Origin of the sequence: Martelella sp. NC20 (genome assembly GCF_013459645.1) — a bacterium.
In the GTDB taxonomy this organism is placed as follows: Bacteria; Pseudomonadota; Alphaproteobacteria; order Rhizobiales; family Rhizobiaceae; genus Martelella.
This window is the reverse complement of the sequence record NZ_CP054861.1, coordinates 3,200,570-3,216,140: the sequence shown is the minus strand read 5'-3', so window position 1 is coordinate 3,216,140 and position 15,571 is coordinate 3,200,570. Positions and strand designations below refer to the sequence as shown.

At 62.0% G+C, this 15,571-nt stretch carries 18 protein-coding genes; 8 read left to right on the top strand and 10 right to left on the bottom strand.

The window, feature by feature from the left end; genetic code table 11:
• The first annotated feature begins 5 nt into the window (after positions 1–5).
• Positions 6–542, top strand: coding sequence for a GNAT family N-acetyltransferase (locus tag HQ843_RS15260; protein ID WP_180897521.1), 537 nt, complete (start codon positions 6–8; stop codon positions 540–542).
• Here HQ843_RS15260 and fabF read toward each other — a convergent pair.
• The 4 genes from fabF to pdxH form a co-directional block, all read right to left on the bottom strand.
• A complete protein-coding gene (gene fabF / locus HQ843_RS15255; protein ID WP_180897522.1) occupies positions 529–1,803 on the bottom strand; it encodes a beta-ketoacyl-ACP synthase II in 1,275 nt (424 codons plus the stop codon). The genes HQ843_RS15260 and fabF overlap by 14 nt on opposite strands.
• Positions 1,804–1,848: 45 nt before the next feature.
• A complete protein-coding gene (locus tag HQ843_RS15250) occupies positions 1,849–2,283 on the bottom strand; it encodes a MarR family winged helix-turn-helix transcriptional regulator (RefSeq protein WP_180897523.1) in 435 nt (144 codons plus the stop codon).
• Between the two features lie 66 nt (positions 2,284–2,349).
• Positions 2,350–2,817, bottom strand: a complete 468-nt coding sequence (locus HQ843_RS15245) for a heme-degrading domain-containing protein (protein ID WP_180897524.1) — start codon at positions 2,815–2,817, stop codon at positions 2,350–2,352.
• A gap of 20 nt (positions 2,818–2,837) precedes the next feature.
• Complete coding sequence (gene pdxH, locus HQ843_RS15240; protein ID WP_180897525.1) at positions 2,838–3,458, bottom strand: pyridoxamine 5'-phosphate oxidase; 621 nt, start codon at positions 3,456–3,458, stop codon at positions 2,838–2,840.
• Positions 3,459–3,685: 227 nt separating this feature from the next.
• Between pdxH and fabI the strand changes: the two genes are divergently transcribed.
• From fabI to HQ843_RS15220, 4 genes are all read left to right on the top strand, one after another.
• Complete coding sequence (gene fabI / locus HQ843_RS15235; RefSeq protein ID WP_180897526.1) at positions 3,686–4,504, top strand: enoyl-ACP reductase FabI; 819 nt, start codon at positions 3,686–3,688, stop codon at positions 4,502–4,504.
• Between the two features lie 165 nt (positions 4,505–4,669).
• Positions 4,670–5,272, top strand: coding sequence for a histidine phosphatase family protein (locus tag HQ843_RS15230; RefSeq protein WP_180897527.1), 603 nt, complete (start codon positions 4,670–4,672; stop codon positions 5,270–5,272).
• Between the two features lie 74 nt (positions 5,273–5,346).
• A complete protein-coding gene (gene aroC / locus HQ843_RS15225) occupies positions 5,347–6,444 on the top strand; it encodes a chorismate synthase (RefSeq protein WP_180897528.1) in 1,098 nt (365 codons plus the stop codon).
• A gap of 96 nt (positions 6,445–6,540) precedes the next feature.
• Positions 6,541–6,966, top strand: coding sequence for a DUF983 domain-containing protein (locus HQ843_RS15220; RefSeq protein WP_180897529.1), 426 nt, complete (start codon positions 6,541–6,543; stop codon positions 6,964–6,966).
• A 53-nt stretch (positions 6,967–7,019) separates the two neighbouring features.
• Here HQ843_RS15220 and HQ843_RS15215 read toward each other — a convergent pair whose 3' ends face one another.
• Together HQ843_RS15215 and HQ843_RS15210 are read right to left on the bottom strand one after the other, a co-directional pair.
• Entirely contained in the window at positions 7,020–7,937 is a 918-nt protein-coding gene (locus HQ843_RS15215; protein ID WP_180897530.1) for a GGDEF domain-containing protein, read from the bottom strand.
• An 82-nt stretch (positions 7,938–8,019) separates the two neighbouring features.
• The gene (locus tag HQ843_RS15210) at positions 8,020–8,712 is read right to left on the bottom strand and encodes a spermidine synthase (protein ID WP_180897531.1); all 693 of its coding nucleotides are present in this window, start codon (positions 8,710–8,712) and stop codon (positions 8,020–8,022) included.
• A gap of 289 nt (positions 8,713–9,001) precedes the next feature.
• On the opposite strand from HQ843_RS15210, the gene rpmG reads away from it, so the two are divergent.
• Positions 9,002–9,169 (top strand): 50S ribosomal protein L33, encoded by a 168-nt coding sequence (gene rpmG / locus HQ843_RS15205; protein ID WP_180897532.1) that lies wholly within the window; start codon positions 9,002–9,004, stop codon positions 9,167–9,169.
• 56 nt (positions 9,170–9,225) lie between these two features.
• On the opposite strand, the gene HQ843_RS15200 is transcribed toward rpmG, so the two are convergent.
• A complete protein-coding gene (locus HQ843_RS15200) occupies positions 9,226–10,458 on the bottom strand; it encodes an MFS transporter (RefSeq protein ID WP_180897533.1) in 1,233 nt (410 codons plus the stop codon).
• A 140-nt stretch (positions 10,459–10,598) separates the two neighbouring features.
• Positions 10,599–12,002, bottom strand: coding sequence for a cation:proton antiporter (locus HQ843_RS15195; protein WP_180897534.1), 1,404 nt, complete (start codon positions 12,000–12,002; stop codon positions 10,599–10,601).
• A 525-nt stretch (positions 12,003–12,527) separates the two neighbouring features.
• Between HQ843_RS15195 and HQ843_RS15190 the strand changes: the two genes are divergently transcribed.
• Complete coding sequence (locus HQ843_RS15190; RefSeq protein WP_180897535.1) at positions 12,528–12,851, top strand: hypothetical protein; 324 nt, start codon at positions 12,528–12,530, stop codon at positions 12,849–12,851.
• 18 nt (positions 12,852–12,869) lie between these two features.
• Here HQ843_RS15190 and HQ843_RS15185 read toward each other — a convergent pair whose 3' ends face one another.
• On the bottom strand, positions 12,870–13,601 hold the full coding sequence (locus HQ843_RS15185) for a hypothetical protein (protein WP_246710117.1): 732 nt from the start codon (positions 13,599–13,601) through the stop codon (positions 12,870–12,872).
• A 223-nt stretch (positions 13,602–13,824) separates the two neighbouring features.
• On the opposite strand from HQ843_RS15185, the gene HQ843_RS15180 reads away from it, so the two are divergent.
• Positions 13,825–14,967, top strand: a complete 1,143-nt coding sequence (locus tag HQ843_RS15180; RefSeq protein ID WP_180897536.1) for a glycosyltransferase family 4 protein — start codon at positions 13,825–13,827, stop codon at positions 14,965–14,967.
• On the opposite strand, the gene HQ843_RS15175 is transcribed toward HQ843_RS15180, so the two are convergent.
• Positions 14,964–15,431: an Lrp/AsnC family transcriptional regulator gene (locus HQ843_RS15175; RefSeq protein ID WP_180897537.1), complete on the bottom strand. Its 468-nt coding sequence runs from the start codon at positions 15,429–15,431 to the stop codon at positions 14,964–14,966. The two genes, HQ843_RS15180 and HQ843_RS15175, sit on opposite strands and share 4 nt — an antisense overlap.
• Positions 15,432–15,571: the final 140 nt, after the last annotated feature.

The following is a 15,571-nucleotide window of genomic DNA, read 5'->3' as shown; positions in this document are numbered from 1 at the left end:
CGCGCATGTATTGCGTATCCGCTTCCCCCTTTGGGACATCACTTCAATGCGAAACTGTCATCCGCCCCTATCGGGCGGAGGACAACCCCGTTCTTTCCGAGATCTGGCATGCCGCCTCATGCCTTTCGCATCATTTCCTGCCCGACGAACTGCTCGCCGCGCAGAAGAAGCTGGTCTCGGAAAAATACCTGCCGGAGACCGAGACCTGGGTTGCGGTCAGCGGCGAAACCCCGGTCGGTTTCATCGGCCTGATCGACAGTTTCATCGGCGGTCTTTTCGTTTCGCCGGATTGCCAGGGCGGCGGCATCGGTTCCGCGCTGCTCGACCACGCCTTCCGCCTCAAGGGCCACCTGCTGCTGGAAGTCTATGCCGCCAACCATCGCGCCCTCGCCTTCTACCGCCGCCACGGCTTTTGCGGAATCAAACGGCGCGAGACCGACGACAACGGCCTGCCCTTTCCGCTGATCATGATGCAAAAACCGGTTCCGGCGACACGACGACAGCCGGAACAGAACGCGCAGAACGACGCTACATCACCTTAGAAAACACCAGTGCGGCGTTAACGCCGCCAAAACCGAATCCGTTCGAGAGAACGTGCCGGATCGGCTTTGCCCGCGCGGCAAGCGGGGCGAGATCGTATCGGTTCGCGTCCGGCTCCGGGTCATGGATGTTGAGGCCGGGCGGAATGATCCCTTCCTGCAACGCCATGACCGAAAAGACCGCCTCTATTGCGCCGGCCGCGCCGAGAAGATGCCCGGTCGCCGATTTCGTTGACGTGACCGCGAGATCCTTGCCGCGCGTCGGGAAGACGCTGCCGATGGCGGCGATCTCGGCGGCATCGCCCACAGGCGTGGAGGTGGAATGGGCATTGATATAGCCGATCTCCTCGGCATCGAGTTTGGCCATGGCGAGCGCCGAGCGCATCGCGGCGGCGGCGTAACGGCCCTCCGGATGCCCCGCAGTCAGGTGATAGGCATCCGTGCTGGTGCCGTATCCGGCAATGATCGCCAGCGGTTCGGCGCCGCGCGCCCGGGCGTGACTGAGGCGCTCTATCACGACGGTCGCCGCGCCCTCCGACAGCACAAAGCCATCATGCCCCTTGTCGAACGGACGCGAAGCGGCGGCTGGATCATCATTGTAATGCGTCGATAGTGCACGCGCTGCACCAAAGCCGCCGATCGAAACCGGATCGACGCAGGCATCGGTTCCGCCGCAGACAACGACATCCGCCTCGTTGAAGGCGATCATCCGCATGCCGTCGCCGATGGCCTGCGCCGAGGCGGCACAGGCTGTAACCGGGCATCCGGTCGGTCCGTGAAAGCCGTAGCGGATCGAAACATGTCCCGCCGCAAGGTTCGGCAGGAATGAAGGGACGGTGAAGGGCGACAGCCGCCGCGGTCCCCGCGCCTCGACCGTCTTTACCGCGTCGGTGATGGCCGGAAAGCCGCCGACGCCGGTTGCGATCACCACGCCGGTGCGCGATTGCGCCTCCTCATCGTCCGGCGTCCAGCCGGCCTGACGCAGCGCTTCATCCGTCGCTCCGAGCGAGTACTGGATAAAGAGATCCATCTTCTTCAGTTCTTTGGCCTCGATGAAATCGAGCGGATCGAAACCGTCCGGATCATCCGCCTTTGCCGGCACGAGACCGGCCACCTTGCAGGCATAGGCCTCGGTGTCGAAACGGGTATTGGCGACAATGCCGCTTCGCGCGGCAATCAGCCGGGACCAGTTGACGCCGACCCCGACGCCAAGCGGCGATACCGCACCCATTCCGGTGATGACAATCGGATCCTCAGAAAACATTGGCCACTCCTTATCGTGTATATACACAGTGAAGGTCAAAAAAAATCAATCGCCAGCCAGGCGCGAAAGGGCATCGAGATAGGTCACGGGATCGTGGTCCTTCAATTGCGCCTGCATCTCGCTCCGCGCCTCCAGCCAGATCGGTATCGCGGCATCGAGCCGGGCCGTGCCTACTTCCGTCAGCGCGCAGGTCTTGATGTTGCCCCGCTCCGCCATCGTTTTGACGACAAAACCCTTGGCGACGAGAAGGTCGATATTGCGGGTGAGCGTCGAGCGATCCATGGCGACCCGCTCGGCCAGCGCGTTGATGGATTTGCCCGGATTGCCGCGCATAACCGACAGCACGGAAAATTGTGCGACCGTCAGGCCGAGCGGACGCAGGCGATTGTCATAGCGGCGGGTCAGCACCCGCGCGGTCTTGACGGTGTTGAGCAGAAGGCAGCTCGAAAGATCGTCCGCCGATGGCTGTGTCCAGGTCATGGCGGAAATCTATGTTGTATATACACAATGTCAAGCGGCGACCGAAGGACCGACGGCAAGTCCCCGTCAGCCTTCCTTCAGGAAATCCGTCAGCACATCGACGATCAGCCCGTGATCGTCCTTGCTTGCAAGGCCGGACACGGTGATCGCGGCGACGACGCCGACATGTTTGATGCGGACCGGAAAGCTGCCGCCGTGATCGGCATAGTCGGTCAGGTTGAGGCCGATTTCGGGGCCGATGGTACGGCCCTTGCGGCGGTGTTCCAACTCGATCGCGTAGGACGAGCGGTGAAAGTGGAACACGACATTGGATTTGCGCCGCGCCCACATGTCGTTGTCCGGCGCAGAGCCCGGCAGGGCCGCATGAAACAGCGTGCGGCTCGGCGTGCGGATATCGATCACCACCGGCGCGTCGAGCGCTCTTGCCCGGTCAACCAGCCGCTGGCCGATATCCCAGGCATCGGTCTCGTCGAAACGGCCGAGAACCAGCTTCTTCTCCTGGCCTGCGACCTGGTCTTCAAGTTCGTTCGCCATCGACAGCTCCCGGGTATTGTTCACGGATACATGCGGACCTTGTGCCAGCCGCCTTCGGCGGTATTGCGGCGGAATTCGATGCGGTCGTGCAGGCGGAACTTGCCGTCATGCCAGAATTCGATCGAGACCGGCTTCAGCCGGAAACCCGACCAGTGGGCCGGCCGCGGAATTTCGCCGACGCCGTATTTTGCGGTCGTCTGGGCGACCGCCGTTTCCAGCGCGAACCGGCTTTCGAGCGTGCGCGACTGTTTCGAGGCCCATGCGCCGATGCGGCTGCCGCGCGGGCGCGACTGGAAATAGAGATCGGCCTCGGCCTCGGAAACCACCTCCACCGGTCCGCGCAACCGGATCTGGCGGCGCAGCGACTTCCAGTGAAAACACATTGCCGCCTTGGGCTGGCCGAGAAGCTCCCTGCCCTTCTGGCTTTCGAAATTGGTGTAGAACACGAAGCCCCTGGCGTCGAATTCCTTCATCAGCACCATGCGCACATTGGGCAGACCCTCCTCGTCGACGGTCGCGACCGCAGCCGCGCTCGGATCATTGGGCTCGCTCGCCTCGGCATCCTTCAGCCATTTGGCGAACAATTCGAAGGGATCGCTCTCCCGGGTGAAATCACCCTTCTCGCCGCTGCCCTGGACCATTCCCGTCACTCCCCGATCATGTTTCGCGCGCCGTTCGTCGGCAATCAATCGCGCCGGACTTCCGTCGCGGCCGGCGAAACGGTCAATATGAGCGAAGCCCAAACCGCGACGCCTGGCAACAGGTATTTCGCCGGCGAAAGCGCCAACGACGCGGAACGGCCAGCTTGAACCGATTAGCCGCCTATGCCATAGGCAGAAACCAGACGAGTTTCAAGGAGCATCGACACATGGCGGAAGCAACCGGCCTCATGAAAGGCAAACGCGGCATTATTCTCGGTGTCGCCAATAACCGTTCGATCGCATGGGGCATTGCCAAAGCATGTCATGACGCCGGAGCAGAGATCGCGCTGACCTGGCAGGGCGACAATCTCAAGAAGCGGGTCGAGCCGCTGGCAACCGAACTCGACGCATTGATGGCCGGCCATTGCGACGTCACCGATCCGGCGAGCGTCGAGGAGGTTTTCGCAAAACTCGAGCAGGAATGGGGCAAGATCGATTTCGTGGTCCACGCCATCGCGTTTTCCGACAAAGAAGAACTGACCGGCCGCTATATCGATACCTCGCGCGAGAACTTCGCGAAGTCGATGGATATCTCGGTCTACTCGTTCACCGCCATCGCGCGGCGCGCCGAGAAGATGATGAATGACGGCGGCTCCATGATCACGCTGACCTATTACGGCGCGGAGAAGGTGATGCCGCATTACAATGTCATGGGCGTCGCCAAGGCAGCGCTCGAGGCGAGCGTGCGCTACATGGCCGTCGATGTCGGCGGTCGCGGCATCCGCGTCAACGCCATCTCCGCCGGCCCGATCAAGACGCTTGCGGGCTCGGCGATCGGCGACTTCCGCTACATTCTGAAGTGGAACGAATACAATTCGCCGCTGAAGCGCAACGTCACGATCGACGAGGTCGGCAACACCGCGCTGTTCCTGCTGTCCGATCTGTCCACCTCGGTTACCGGCGAAGTGCTGCATGCCGATTCGGGCTATCACGTCGTCGGCATGAAGGCGGTCGACGCGCCGGACATTTCGGTGGTCAAGGACTGAGCGGCAACCGAGCCAAAGGGCGCGGACCATCCCGCGCCTGTTTCTTTTTCAGGCCCCGCAAACGGTGCCTGCCTCTTAAAAAGTGTGCAAAACCCCCTCTTTCTTTTGAATTTTCGCATCTGCTTGTAATGAAAGTTGATCGGGCGGTGCGCCAGCCATAACGGGATGCTGAAATTGCAGATCTATGTCATCCGGCACGGCCAGACCGATTGGAACGCCGAATACCGGCTCCAGGGCCAGCAGGACATACCGCTGAACGATACCGGCCGCGGCCAGGCCAATGGCAATGGCAGCGCGCTCGCCGCCGTTCTGGGCTCTGAGACACATCTTTACGACTTTGTCGCAAGCCCGCTTTCCAGAACCCGCGAGACGATGGAGCGCGTTCGCGCCGCCATGGGCCTGACGCCGGAACTCTACCGCACCGATGACCGGCTCAAGGAACTCTCCTTCGGCGACTGGGAAGGCCGCACCTTGCGGGAGCTGTCGGATGTCAGTCCCGCGCTTCTCGATGAGCGCGAAAAGGACAAATGGGCGTTCGTGCCGCCGGGCGACGATGCCGAAAGCTATGAAATTCTCTCCTGGCGGATCGGCGCCTGGCTGAAGGACGTCGTCGGACCGACGGTCTGCGTTGCCCATGGCGGCGTCATCCGCTCGCTGTTCCGGATCGTCGGCGGCGCCAGCACCGCCGAGGCCGCCGAGCTGGCGATCCCGCAGGACAATATCCTCAGCCTCGACCCCGAGACCGGCGCCATCGGCTGGATTGTGTAGCGCCGAGACTTTTCCTCCTCGTCCAATTGCTATAGAGCCGGGCCTTGAGACTTGCGGGCCGGTGGAGGTTTTTGATGTCGCACAACACATTCGGACACATGTTCCGCGTCACCACCTGGGGCGAGAGCCACGGGCCGGCGCTTGGCTGCGTCGTCGATGGCTGCCCGCCCGGCATCACCTTCACGCTGGCCGATATCCAGATCTATCTCGACCGCCGCAAGCCCGGCCAGTCGCGCTTCGTCACCCAACGACGGGAAGCGGATGAGGTGAAGGTGCTTTCCGGCGCGCTGCCGCAGGATGACGGCGTCACCTACATCACCACCGGCACGCCGATCTCGCTGATGATCGAGAACACCGATCAGCGCTCGAAGGATTACGGCGAGATCGCAAGGCAATACCGTCCCGGCCATGCCGACTATACCTATGACGTGAAATACGGCCTGCGCGACTATCGCGGCGGCGGCCGTTCGTCCGCGCGAGAGACCGCGGCCCGCGTCGCAGCCGGCGCAATCGCCCGCAAGGTGCTGCCCGATGTCAGCTATCGCGGCGCGCTGGTGCAGATCGGCAAGCACAGGATCAACCGCGACAACTGGGACTGGAACGAAATCGGCAACAACGCCTTCTTCTGCCCCGATCCGGCAATGGTGCCGGTCTGGGAAGATTATCTCGATCAAATCCGCAAGGCCGGCTCCTCCGTCGGCGCGGTGGTCGAGGTGGTGGCCGAAGGCGTGCCTGCCGGCCTCGGCGCGCCGATCTACGCCAAGCTCGACCAGGATATCGCCGCCGGCCTGATGTCGATCAACGCGGTCAAGGGCGTCGAGATCGGCGAGGGCTTCAATTCGGCCGAACTCACCGGCGAGGAAAACGCCGACGAAATGCGGATCGGCAATGACGGGCATCCGCGTTTTCTCGCCAACCATGCCGGCGGCATCCTCGGCGGGATATCCACCGGAGAGCCGATCGTCGCCCGCTTCGCCGTGAAGCCGACCTCCTCGATCCTGACCCCGCGCCAGTCCATCGACAAGGACGGCAAGGAAGTGGAACTGCGCACCAAGGGCCGCCACGACCCCTGCGTCGGCATCCGCGCCGTGCCGATCGGCGAGGCCATGCTTGCATGCACGGTCGCCGATCATTATCTGCGGGATCGCGGCCAGACCGGCCGGCTCGACTGAGTTCTGCGACAGACGACCCGCGACGAAACGACCATCCGACGGCGATTGCCTTTGTCGCGCCATTCTGAAACAGTCGGACGCTTCATGGAGACGATCATGGCCGACCACGCCGACCACCATCGCTACGGCGAAAAACGCGACCGCCCGCTGATGCCCGCGATCATCAACGGGCTTAAATGCCGCTGTCCCGCCTGCGGCGAGGGCAAGCTGTTCGGCCGATACCTGAAGACCGTCGATGCGTGTCAGGCCTGCGGCGCCGAAATTCACCACCATCGCGCCGACGACCTGCCGGCCTATCTCGTCATCCTCGTCCTCGGCCATTTCATGGTCGGGGGCTACATGGCCGGGGCGGAACTGCTGGATGTGCCCGACTGGGTCCATCTCGCCATCTGGGTGCCGCTCACGGCGATTGCGGCGTTCGCGATCATCCAACCCATCAAGGGCGCCGTCGTCGGCCTGCAATGGGCGCTGAAGATGCACGGCTTCGACGGCAAGGGCGACGACCAGCCGGCCGAGTACTGAACCGCCCGCTCCTTCCCGTAGCAAGCCGGTTTCGGCCGACCCCGGTATCGCCTTCAGGCCGCAAGGTCCGCGAAACAGACCCTGTTCTTGCCCTCGCGCTTGGCGCGGTAGAGCGCAATGTCGGCGCGGGCGTAAAGCTCGCTCTGCGCTTCGCCCGGAATGACCGGCGCCACCCCGGCCGAGCATGAACAGGAAAACTCCGGATGATCCGGGAACGGTCGCAGCGCACTGATCTGCGCCAGCATGCGGTCGATGATCGCGATCGCCTCCGCCCCGGTCGTTGCCGGCAGCACAAGTCCGAATTCCTCGCCGCCCAACCGTCCGAAACAGTCGGTTCGGCGCACCAGCGACGAAATCTGGCGGGCGAAATCGACCAGCAGCCGGTCGCCGGCGAAATGACCGAAGCGGTCATTGACCTGTTTGAAATTGTCGAGATCGAGGATCGCGAAACAGCCGGGTTTGGCGTTGGCCCCCGCGCCATGTCGGGCGATCATGTCGCTGAGCCGCTCCATCACGAAACGGCGGTTGGCGATACCGGTCAGATCGTCGGTGAGCGAGCGCCGGAGCGCGATATCGCGCTCCTGGCGCAGCGAGCGATCCTTGACGAGAAGCTGGGTGATATCGCTTGCGATGCAGACCATCCAGCCGTCCTCGTCGACGGCTTCGGTCATCCACAGCCAGCTTCCGTCATGGACATCCGTCTCGAAGGCGCGAAACGGCACCTTGCCGCGACGCGACAGCGTGCCCTGCAGCCATAGCTCGAAATCGGGTTCGGAAATGACGGTCCCGCGCCGTGCCTCGAAATTGCGGCGCATGATGTCGCCCCAGTACGGATATTCCTGCTCGCCAAGAAAAAACGCCTCCCGATACAACCGGTTGGCATAGACCAGAACGTCGTTCTCATCGAAAACCGCGAATAGAACACCCGCTGTTTCCACGAAACGCAGAATTTTCGTCAGTTTTCGGTCCATATCGGCGCGATCATTGTTCTGGCTCCCGGGGAGAGTTCCGTTGATATATGGGCCGGTTGCAACACCGGACAAGCGTCCGCTTTTATGTAAGCGTCAGTCTACTTTTGCGGACGCCCAGCCAGATGACATGTTTGGCGCCGCGGCGTTTGGCATTGGCCCTGACGGTTCTGACCTCGGTGGCAAAACCGGCTCTCTCCATTCTGGCGGTAAAGCGCGGATCGGGTCCGGACGACCATACCGCCAGCACCCCGCCCGGCCTCAACGCTCTGCCGGAACGCCCAAGTCCGCCGGCATCGTAAAGACGGTCATTGGAGGCGCGCGTCAGCCCGTCGGGACCGTTATCGACATCGAGCAGTATCGCATCGAAGGCGGATTTCGAGGTTTCGATCAGGCTCGCGACGTCGCCGGTGTGGATCTCGACGCGCGGATCATCGAGCGACCCGCTGAATATCGCGGCCATCTCGCCGCGCGCCCATTTCACCACCGCCGGCACAAGCTCTGCGACCACGACCCGGGCATCGGCGGGCAGGACGGCAAGGGCGGCGCGCAGGGTAAAGCCCATGCCGAGCCCGCCGATCAGCACCGCCGGTCTGGCGCGCTCCGCAACCCTTGCGCAGGCAAGTTCCGCCAGCGCCTCCTCGGAACCCGAGAGCCGGCTGTTCATCAGCTCGTTCGAACCGAGCATGATCGAGAATTCATCCCCCCGCCGCTTCAGACGCAGCGTCTCCGTCTCGCCGGGAATGGCAGCGTTATCCAGCTCTATCCATGGAATCATTGGCGCGATCAGGCAGGTTGGTTGTGAATGATAGCCTCCTAACTCGCTCAAAAACGCATCCACTGCAACGCGATCAGCGAAGAAATGCGCCAAGTTTGGCTTTTGGAGCGGGCCTGTATTGACTTTTACGCCAGGATTCGTAGTGTCCCGCCAGATTTTGCCGTGGCCACCGGTCCGGCGAGCATGCGAGGCGTCCTCTGCGGGCGCTTCTTGATTTTCAGATAAAGTCCGGGCGTACCGGTTCCGTTTTCCATCAGGGAGAGCGGATTGCTCTTGAAGGCGGAATAAAATGGCAAAGGCAACAACGATCAAGATCAAGCTGCTGTCGACGGCAGACACCGGCTTTTTCTACGTCGCAAAGAAGAACAGCCGCACGATGACGGACAAGATGGTCAAGACCAAATATGATCCGATCGCGCGCAAGCACGTTGAATTCAAGGAAACCAAGATCAAGTAATCCCGGTTTTCCGACGGTTTTTTGAACGCGTGGGCCTCGGCCCGCGCGTTTTTCGTTTATGCGGCTTCCATCGATGCTGAAGCGCGCGCGATCAACCTGCCGCGCAGTGCAAACATCAGCACCGCAAACGCGGCGCAGACGATCCCCATCACCGCGATCTGGCCCGGATAGCCCACATTCCAGTCGATCAGATAGCCCGTCAGTCCCGGCCCGACAGCGGTCGAGAACACGATGAAGGCAATCACGATCGCCCGGATGCTGCCGAGATGGCGCGACCCGTAGAGTTCCGGCCACAGCGAGCCGTTGAGCGTGCCCGACGCCCCCATGGCGCAACCGATCAGCGGCATAAAGACATAGGGCGCCCATGACGCACCCGTGAAGCCGATGATAAAACAGGCGGCGGTCAGCGGCAGCAGCATGAAGGGCATGACCGCGACGGAGGAAAACCGGTCGACCAGTACCCCGGTCACCAGCATCGCGACGAGGCTTGCGATCGACAGCAGAAAAAACGAGCCCGCAAACATCTCCAGCGTCCAACCCCGCAACTCCACCAGATAGACCTGGTGAAAGAAAATGGTGGTGCCGATGAAGGGCGGGGCGAGGAACACCGCGAGCACCGGCCAGAACAGCGGATCGCGCAGGACTTCGCCGCGCGTCCAGTCGCGCGGCGCGGCGGCGGCATCCTTGCCGGTGGAGGCGGTCTGCGGTTCTCGTTCTACCCGCATCAGCGCCACCACCGCCGGCAGTCCGACGACCAGGATCAGCGCTGCCGCGACAAGCCAGCTTCCCCGCCAGCCGATGAACCCGGAAACCGCGACGAAAATCAGCGGAAAGCTCGCCTCGCCGACCTGAAACCCGAGCGAGGACAGTGACACCGCCCGGCCGCGCATGGCATTGAACCAGCGGCCCATGGCGGTGACCGCGATATGGCTCATCATTCCCTGCCCGAACAGGCGCAGCATGTAGAGCGAGAGGAAAAGCAGCACGATCCAGTGCGACAGCGCCATGATCACGGTGGCAAGCGCAAGCAGCGGCATGACGATCAGCACAACCTGGACCACGCTCCTGTAGTCCACGATCCGGCCGAATCGCGCCAGCGTCAGCGCGCTCAACAGGGTGGCGCCCATATAGAGCAGGCCGAAATCGCCATGGCTGAGATCGTATTCGGCGCGGATCTCGCCGGCGGACAGTGAGATGAAGTAGGTCTGACCGAAGGCCGTGAAATAGTTCATCACGAAGGCGCCGCCCACCCAGCGGGCGTTTTGGCGCATGAAGGACAAGAATTGCATGTGAAAGTCCCTGAAGGAAATCAAGGCGAACCGAAGGCGACAGGCGCCCTCCTCCCGGTCTGCCGATCCGGGGCCTCCCGAGGAACGGAAGACTGAGCGGCGTCAGATTAGCGCCGCGCCCTTGTTGAACACAAGCCCTCTCAGTTCTGCTGGTCGCTACCGGGTTCGCCCTTTGCCGCGATCTCCTCCGCCTTGCGGCGGCGGCGTTCGCGGCGGGCGTGGTTGAAGGCGATCAGCCGGGCGCGCGAACCGGCCACGGCATGGCCGACGAAAGCCCGCCCGCGACCGACCTCGCGCAATTCCTGGGCATAGGCAATGGCAAGGGCGTTGCGGTAGCTCTCGAGCCCCTCCGTCAGCGTCGCCTCGACACGCCGCATCACCGAGACCCAGACGGGCGAAACCAAGAGCGTGATCGCCGTGACCGCAATAACGAGACGGTAGAGATCGTCGCTGAGCGCGCTGGCGGCAAGGCCGGCGGCGGCGAGCACGAAGGAAAACTCACCGACCTGCGCCATCGACAGTCCGGCGATCAGGGCGGTTTGCGGCGAAGAACCGGTCCAGCGCAGGAACATGACATTCAGCACCGATTTCGCCGCGACGACGGCGACGGCGGCCAGCACGACGATCATGAGGTGTTCCCAGATGAACTTCAGGTCGATCAACAGCCCGATGGAAAGGAAGAAGATCACGAGCAGTACGCTCTGGATCGGCTCGACCACCGGAATGACCCGGCTGCGCAATGTCGAATTGCCGATGCAGATGCCGGCCAGAAACGCGCCATAGGCCGGCGATAGCCCGGCCACGCCCGAGATCGCCGCAGCCGAAAAGCACAGCGCCAGCGCGCCAAGCGCCAGCAGTTCCACCTTGTCCTCGACCTTCTCCGCGAACGGCACCTTGATCTTGCCGAAACGGCCGAAATACCACAACAGACCCGCCATGATCCCGACTGCCACGAAGACACGGATCGCGGTCGCGGTGATGTCGAACCCCTGCCCGCCGAAACTCGAGACGAAGATCAGCATCGGCACGACCGCGATATCCTGCGCGATCAGCACCCCAACGGCGATCCGCCCGGCATCGCCGCGCAGCGCGTCCATCTCGTCCAGCATCTTCATCGCCACGACCGTCGACGAAATCGCGATGACGAAACTCAGGATCACGATTTCGCGGGTGGTGACATCCAGCAGCAGACCGATCAGCACCGCCAGCAAGGCCGCGCTGATCAACTGGCCGCCGACCACCAGAAGCGCCTGCCGCAACGACACCACGAAGGCCTTGATCGACAGTTCCATGCCGATGAAGAACAGCAGCACGACCACGCCCATTTCACCCAGAAAGGCCACGTTGTCATTATTTTCGATCAGCCCCAGGCCGGTGGGCCCAAGCAGGATGCCCGCCAGAATGAAACCGACAAGCGGCGGCTGCCTCAGCCACAGAAAACCAAGACCGGCGAGCGCGGCGATGGCGATGACCAGCGCGACGGCGGCAAAATCGCCGCCATGAGACCCGGCCTGCGCGACGGCTTCCTGGACAACATGCTCCATCGACTTCCTTTCAATCTGCTGAGGTTCGAACATAGGGGGTAACGCCTCAAAAGCTCAAGCGCGCCGCCCTTTCAAAAAAAGATATAAGCTTAATCTGTCAGCCTATAGGAAAAACGGATCACTCCCTAAGCCTCTGTTTTTGCGAAACTTAGTGGGAAAATCGAGAGGCGGCGGCGGAAAAGCCGGCTGCTTTTCCGCCGCAGTTTGCGCACCGCAGCAACAAATTCGCTTTGTCAGCGCCGAAAATAGTCATATATTCGTAACCATAAATGGAGGAGACGATATGAGCTTATCACGTTCCCTGCATACGATCCTGATCGGAGCCGCTTTCATTTTCGTGGCGGCAATGCTGTTCATCTAACGGATCGTCCCGCGCCGGATGGATATGTAGCCATTTCAGGAACCGGCGCCCATGGTTTCGCGTTATAGAACTGGACTTCGCGGTGTGGCTTTCGAGTGCGCCGCGAGGCCCGCATGCCGCCGCAATTCTCTGCGACGGTCGCGCTGAACCCATGGGAGTAAAACATGTTCGATAACAAGACTTCGCCGAGCGACCTCATCGATCGCCTGCGCTTTTCCCAAAAAACGCCCGTGGAGCGCGCCGGCGCGATGTTTCGCGGTGAGGTTGACGCGCTCGCCCGCACGGCACGCAACCATCCCGCCGGAAGCGGTTCGGCGCTGGCGTTGGTCGGACTGCTGGCTTTCGGCCTCGGCTTTCTGACAGCGCATGCCGGCAATGAGGTATCGGTTCCCAAGAAGCGGCTGTTCCGCTTGCGACCGCGCACGAGAAAGCCGGGTGACCGCAAGCGTACGCCCTATTACGCCATGAAGAGCAAGCGCCGCTCGTAAAACTCTGCCTGAGCAGCGTTACTGCCAGTATTCGTCGATCCACGGCGTCGGCCGCGCGTATTTGTAGATTCTTTTCCAGGCTTGCAGCACCGGCCAGACCCCGATCGCCGCTTCATCGGGATCGGGTTTGCCGGTGAACGCCACGACTTTGGCGGCCGCGGGAAGCTCCGGGGTCCTGAAGAAATTCAGCGGCCAGGTGGGCACAAGGGTGTGCTTGAAACTGACGCACCATTCGCGCGGCCAGAATTCCATCCGGTCGATAACATCCGAAATATAGACCTGCTCGATGCCGTATTTGCGGCGAATGCCTTCGCCATCGGCCTCGAAATCGGTGAAAATATGGGTATTACACCCGACATTCCAGCGAAACACGGAGGTATTGCCGATGCCCTTGCCGATCTGAGTCCAGTTCTCACAGGCGCAGAAAATTCCCGGCTTGAAATCGAACATCGCATCGATATCGCCGGTGATGACGATGTCGAGGTCGAGAAACAGGACATCGCCGGAGAGATCGGCGAGCGGCGACTGCCACAGCGAAAGCTTGCGCCAGGGCGTCCAGGCGATCGATTCGGGAATGGTGATTTCGGGAAGCGGAAAGACTTCGACCGCCGCGTCAACGCCATTGGGGTCGTCGGTAAAACACACCAGCCGCGTCGGGCGGGTCGTGTGGCGCCCGATCATGTTCCAGAGACGGTTCACGTAAAGCGCAGGGTAGCGTGTTCCCCATTTCATGCACACGATGGTCTGCAAGATCAAATCCTTGAAATTCCGGTGGGGCCGCGACTGGTCGCGGGATACTTGTCAGCCATGTAGGTAATATGGCACATCGAATGCAACCTTGGCAGCAATTGACAATGGGAAAAGTCGGGCGAGCGGCGATGCTCCCTTTTCTCCGGAACCCTTTTATCCCGAGTTTCAGTCGGAGCAAGTAAGAATTTGGTGAAATATAGCACGATCTCCGGCATTGCCGTTCATGAATAAGGCCCAGCCCAGAATTCTGCAGTTGCTGCCCGCCCTCGGCGATGGCGGGGTGGAGCGCGGCACCGTCGAAATGGCGGGCTACCTTTCCCTCCGGAAGATCGAAAACTGGGTCGCGAGCGCGGGCGGCCCGCTTCTGGAGGCGCTTGCGGCAACCGACGCCCACCATATCGCCCTTGATGTGGGCCGGAAATCGCCGTTCACCATTCTGGCAAACGCGAAGAAACTTGCCCGGATCATCGACGAAAACGGGATCGATATCGTTCATGCCCGTAGCCGCGCGCCGGCATGGGCCGGCTGGCTGGCCTGCCGCCTGGCACGCCGCAAGCCCCGGTTTCTGACCACCTTCCACGGCGTCTACAGCCACGGCAACGGGCTCAAACGGGCCTATAACCGCGTGATGCTGAAAGCGCCGATCGTGGTCGCCAATTCAGCCTTCATCCGCGACCACATCATCTCGGTCTACGGCTTTCCGGCCGAACGCATCATCCTTTCCCCGCGCGGCGTCGACACGGCGCTGTTCGATCCCGCCAAAGTCGGCGAGGAACAGCGGTCGAAGCTGCGTGAGGAACTGGGCGCAAAGAATGGCGCCCCGCTTGTCACCATTGTCGGCCGCATCACCGACTGGAAAGGTCATCGCTATCTCGTCGAGGCGCTTGCTCTTTCCTCGAACAGGGCCTGGCATCTTGCAATCGTCGGGTCGGGCAGTGACAGCGTCATTGCCGAAATCAAGGCGCTGGTTGCCGACCGCGACCTCGGCGACCGCGTCACGATCGCCGGAAGCCGTCGCGATATCCCCGCCATCATGGCGGCCTCCGACCTCGTTATTTCCACCTCCACCCGCCCCGAGGCCTTCGGCCGGGTGGCGATCGAGGCCGAGGTCATGGGAACGCCCGTCATCGCGACAGCCCATGGCGGCAGCCTGGAAACGGTGATCGACGGCGAGACTGGTTTTCTGGTTGCGCCCGCAGACGCCGGCGCTCTGGCCGAAGCGATCGACGCCGCGCTTGCCGATCCGGCAAGGCTGAAGGCCATGGGGCAGGCCGCGCGCCAGCACGTGCTCGCCAATTTCACCGTCGAGATGATGCTGGAAAAGGAATTTTCGGCCTATGAGGCCGTGATGGCGGACCCCCGCTAGATCGCCACCAGACCTTCCTTCTTGATCTGGCGGATCGTGAGCATGGTGCGCACGGTCTCGACATGGGGGTCGGCGGTCAGCACCTCGATAACGAAGTCCTGGAACTGCATCAGGTTTTCGCACACGCAGTGCAGCAGGAAATCGGTTTCGCCCGAAGTCATCCAGGCCTGGCGCACGATCGGCCAGTCCTCGCTTGCCCGCGAAAACGCCTTGAGTTCCACTTCCGACTGATGCTTCAGGCCAACCATGCAGAAGGCGACGAGATCGTAGCCGAGCCTCGGCCCGTTCAGCATCGCATTGTAGCCCTCGATGATGCCCGCTTCCTCCAGCCGGCGCACCCGGCGCAGGCATGGCGGGGCGGAGATGCCGACGCGCTCCGCAAGCTCGACATTGGTCATGCGTCCGTCCCGCTGGAGCTCGCGCAGAATTTTAAGATCGACAGAATCGAGATCGGCGCGCATCAAGGGCTCCTGCGACGGGGAAATCGGGCATATACGCAATTTTATTACAACATACCGCCAGATTCTTTCAACTGGGTGAAATGGTCTGTTGGTAGCGGGCGACGCGGCCTTGAAACAGACGGGCTTCCAGCCATAAATGAAAG

Excerpts from the sequence above, each read along its gene's own strand:
- HQ843_RS15260 (WP_180897521.1), top strand. The coding sequence starts at position 6 with ATGTATTGCGTATCCGCTTCCCCCTTTGGGACATCACTTCAATGCGAA.
- fabF (WP_180897522.1), bottom strand. The coding sequence starts at position 1,803 with ATGTTTTCTGAGGATCCGATTGTCATCACCGGAATGGGTGCGGTATCG.
- HQ843_RS15250 (WP_180897523.1), bottom strand. The coding sequence starts at position 2,283 with ATGACCTGGACACAGCCATCGGCGGACGATCTTTCGAGCTGCCTTCTG.
- HQ843_RS15245 (WP_180897524.1), bottom strand. The coding sequence starts at position 2,817 with ATGGCGAACGAACTTGAAGACCAGGTCGCAGGCCAGGAGAAGAAGCTG.
- pdxH (WP_180897525.1), bottom strand. The coding sequence starts at position 3,458 with ATGGTCCAGGGCAGCGGCGAGAAGGGTGATTTCACCCGGGAGAGCGAT.
- fabI (WP_180897526.1), top strand. The coding sequence starts at position 3,686 with ATGGCGGAAGCAACCGGCCTCATGAAAGGCAAACGCGGCATTATTCTC.
- HQ843_RS15230 (WP_180897527.1), top strand. The coding sequence starts at position 4,670 with ATGCTGAAATTGCAGATCTATGTCATCCGGCACGGCCAGACCGATTGG.
- aroC (WP_180897528.1), top strand. The coding sequence starts at position 5,347 with ATGTCGCACAACACATTCGGACACATGTTCCGCGTCACCACCTGGGGC.
- HQ843_RS15220 (WP_180897529.1), top strand. The coding sequence starts at position 6,541 with ATGGCCGACCACGCCGACCACCATCGCTACGGCGAAAAACGCGACCGC.
- HQ843_RS15215 (WP_180897530.1), bottom strand. The coding sequence starts at position 7,937 with ATGGACCGAAAACTGACGAAAATTCTGCGTTTCGTGGAAACAGCGGGT.
- HQ843_RS15210 (WP_180897531.1), bottom strand. The coding sequence starts at position 8,712 with ATGATTCCATGGATAGAGCTGGATAACGCTGCCATTCCCGGCGAGACG.
- rpmG (WP_180897532.1), top strand. The coding sequence starts at position 9,002 with ATGGCAAAGGCAACAACGATCAAGATCAAGCTGCTGTCGACGGCAGAC.
- HQ843_RS15200 (WP_180897533.1), bottom strand. The coding sequence starts at position 10,458 with ATGCAATTCTTGTCCTTCATGCGCCAAAACGCCCGCTGGGTGGGCGGC.
- HQ843_RS15195 (WP_180897534.1), bottom strand. The coding sequence starts at position 12,002 with ATGGAGCATGTTGTCCAGGAAGCCGTCGCGCAGGCCGGGTCTCATGGC.
- HQ843_RS15190 (WP_180897535.1), top strand. The coding sequence starts at position 12,528 with ATGTTCGATAACAAGACTTCGCCGAGCGACCTCATCGATCGCCTGCGC.
- HQ843_RS15180 (WP_180897536.1), top strand. The coding sequence starts at position 13,825 with ATGAATAAGGCCCAGCCCAGAATTCTGCAGTTGCTGCCCGCCCTCGGC.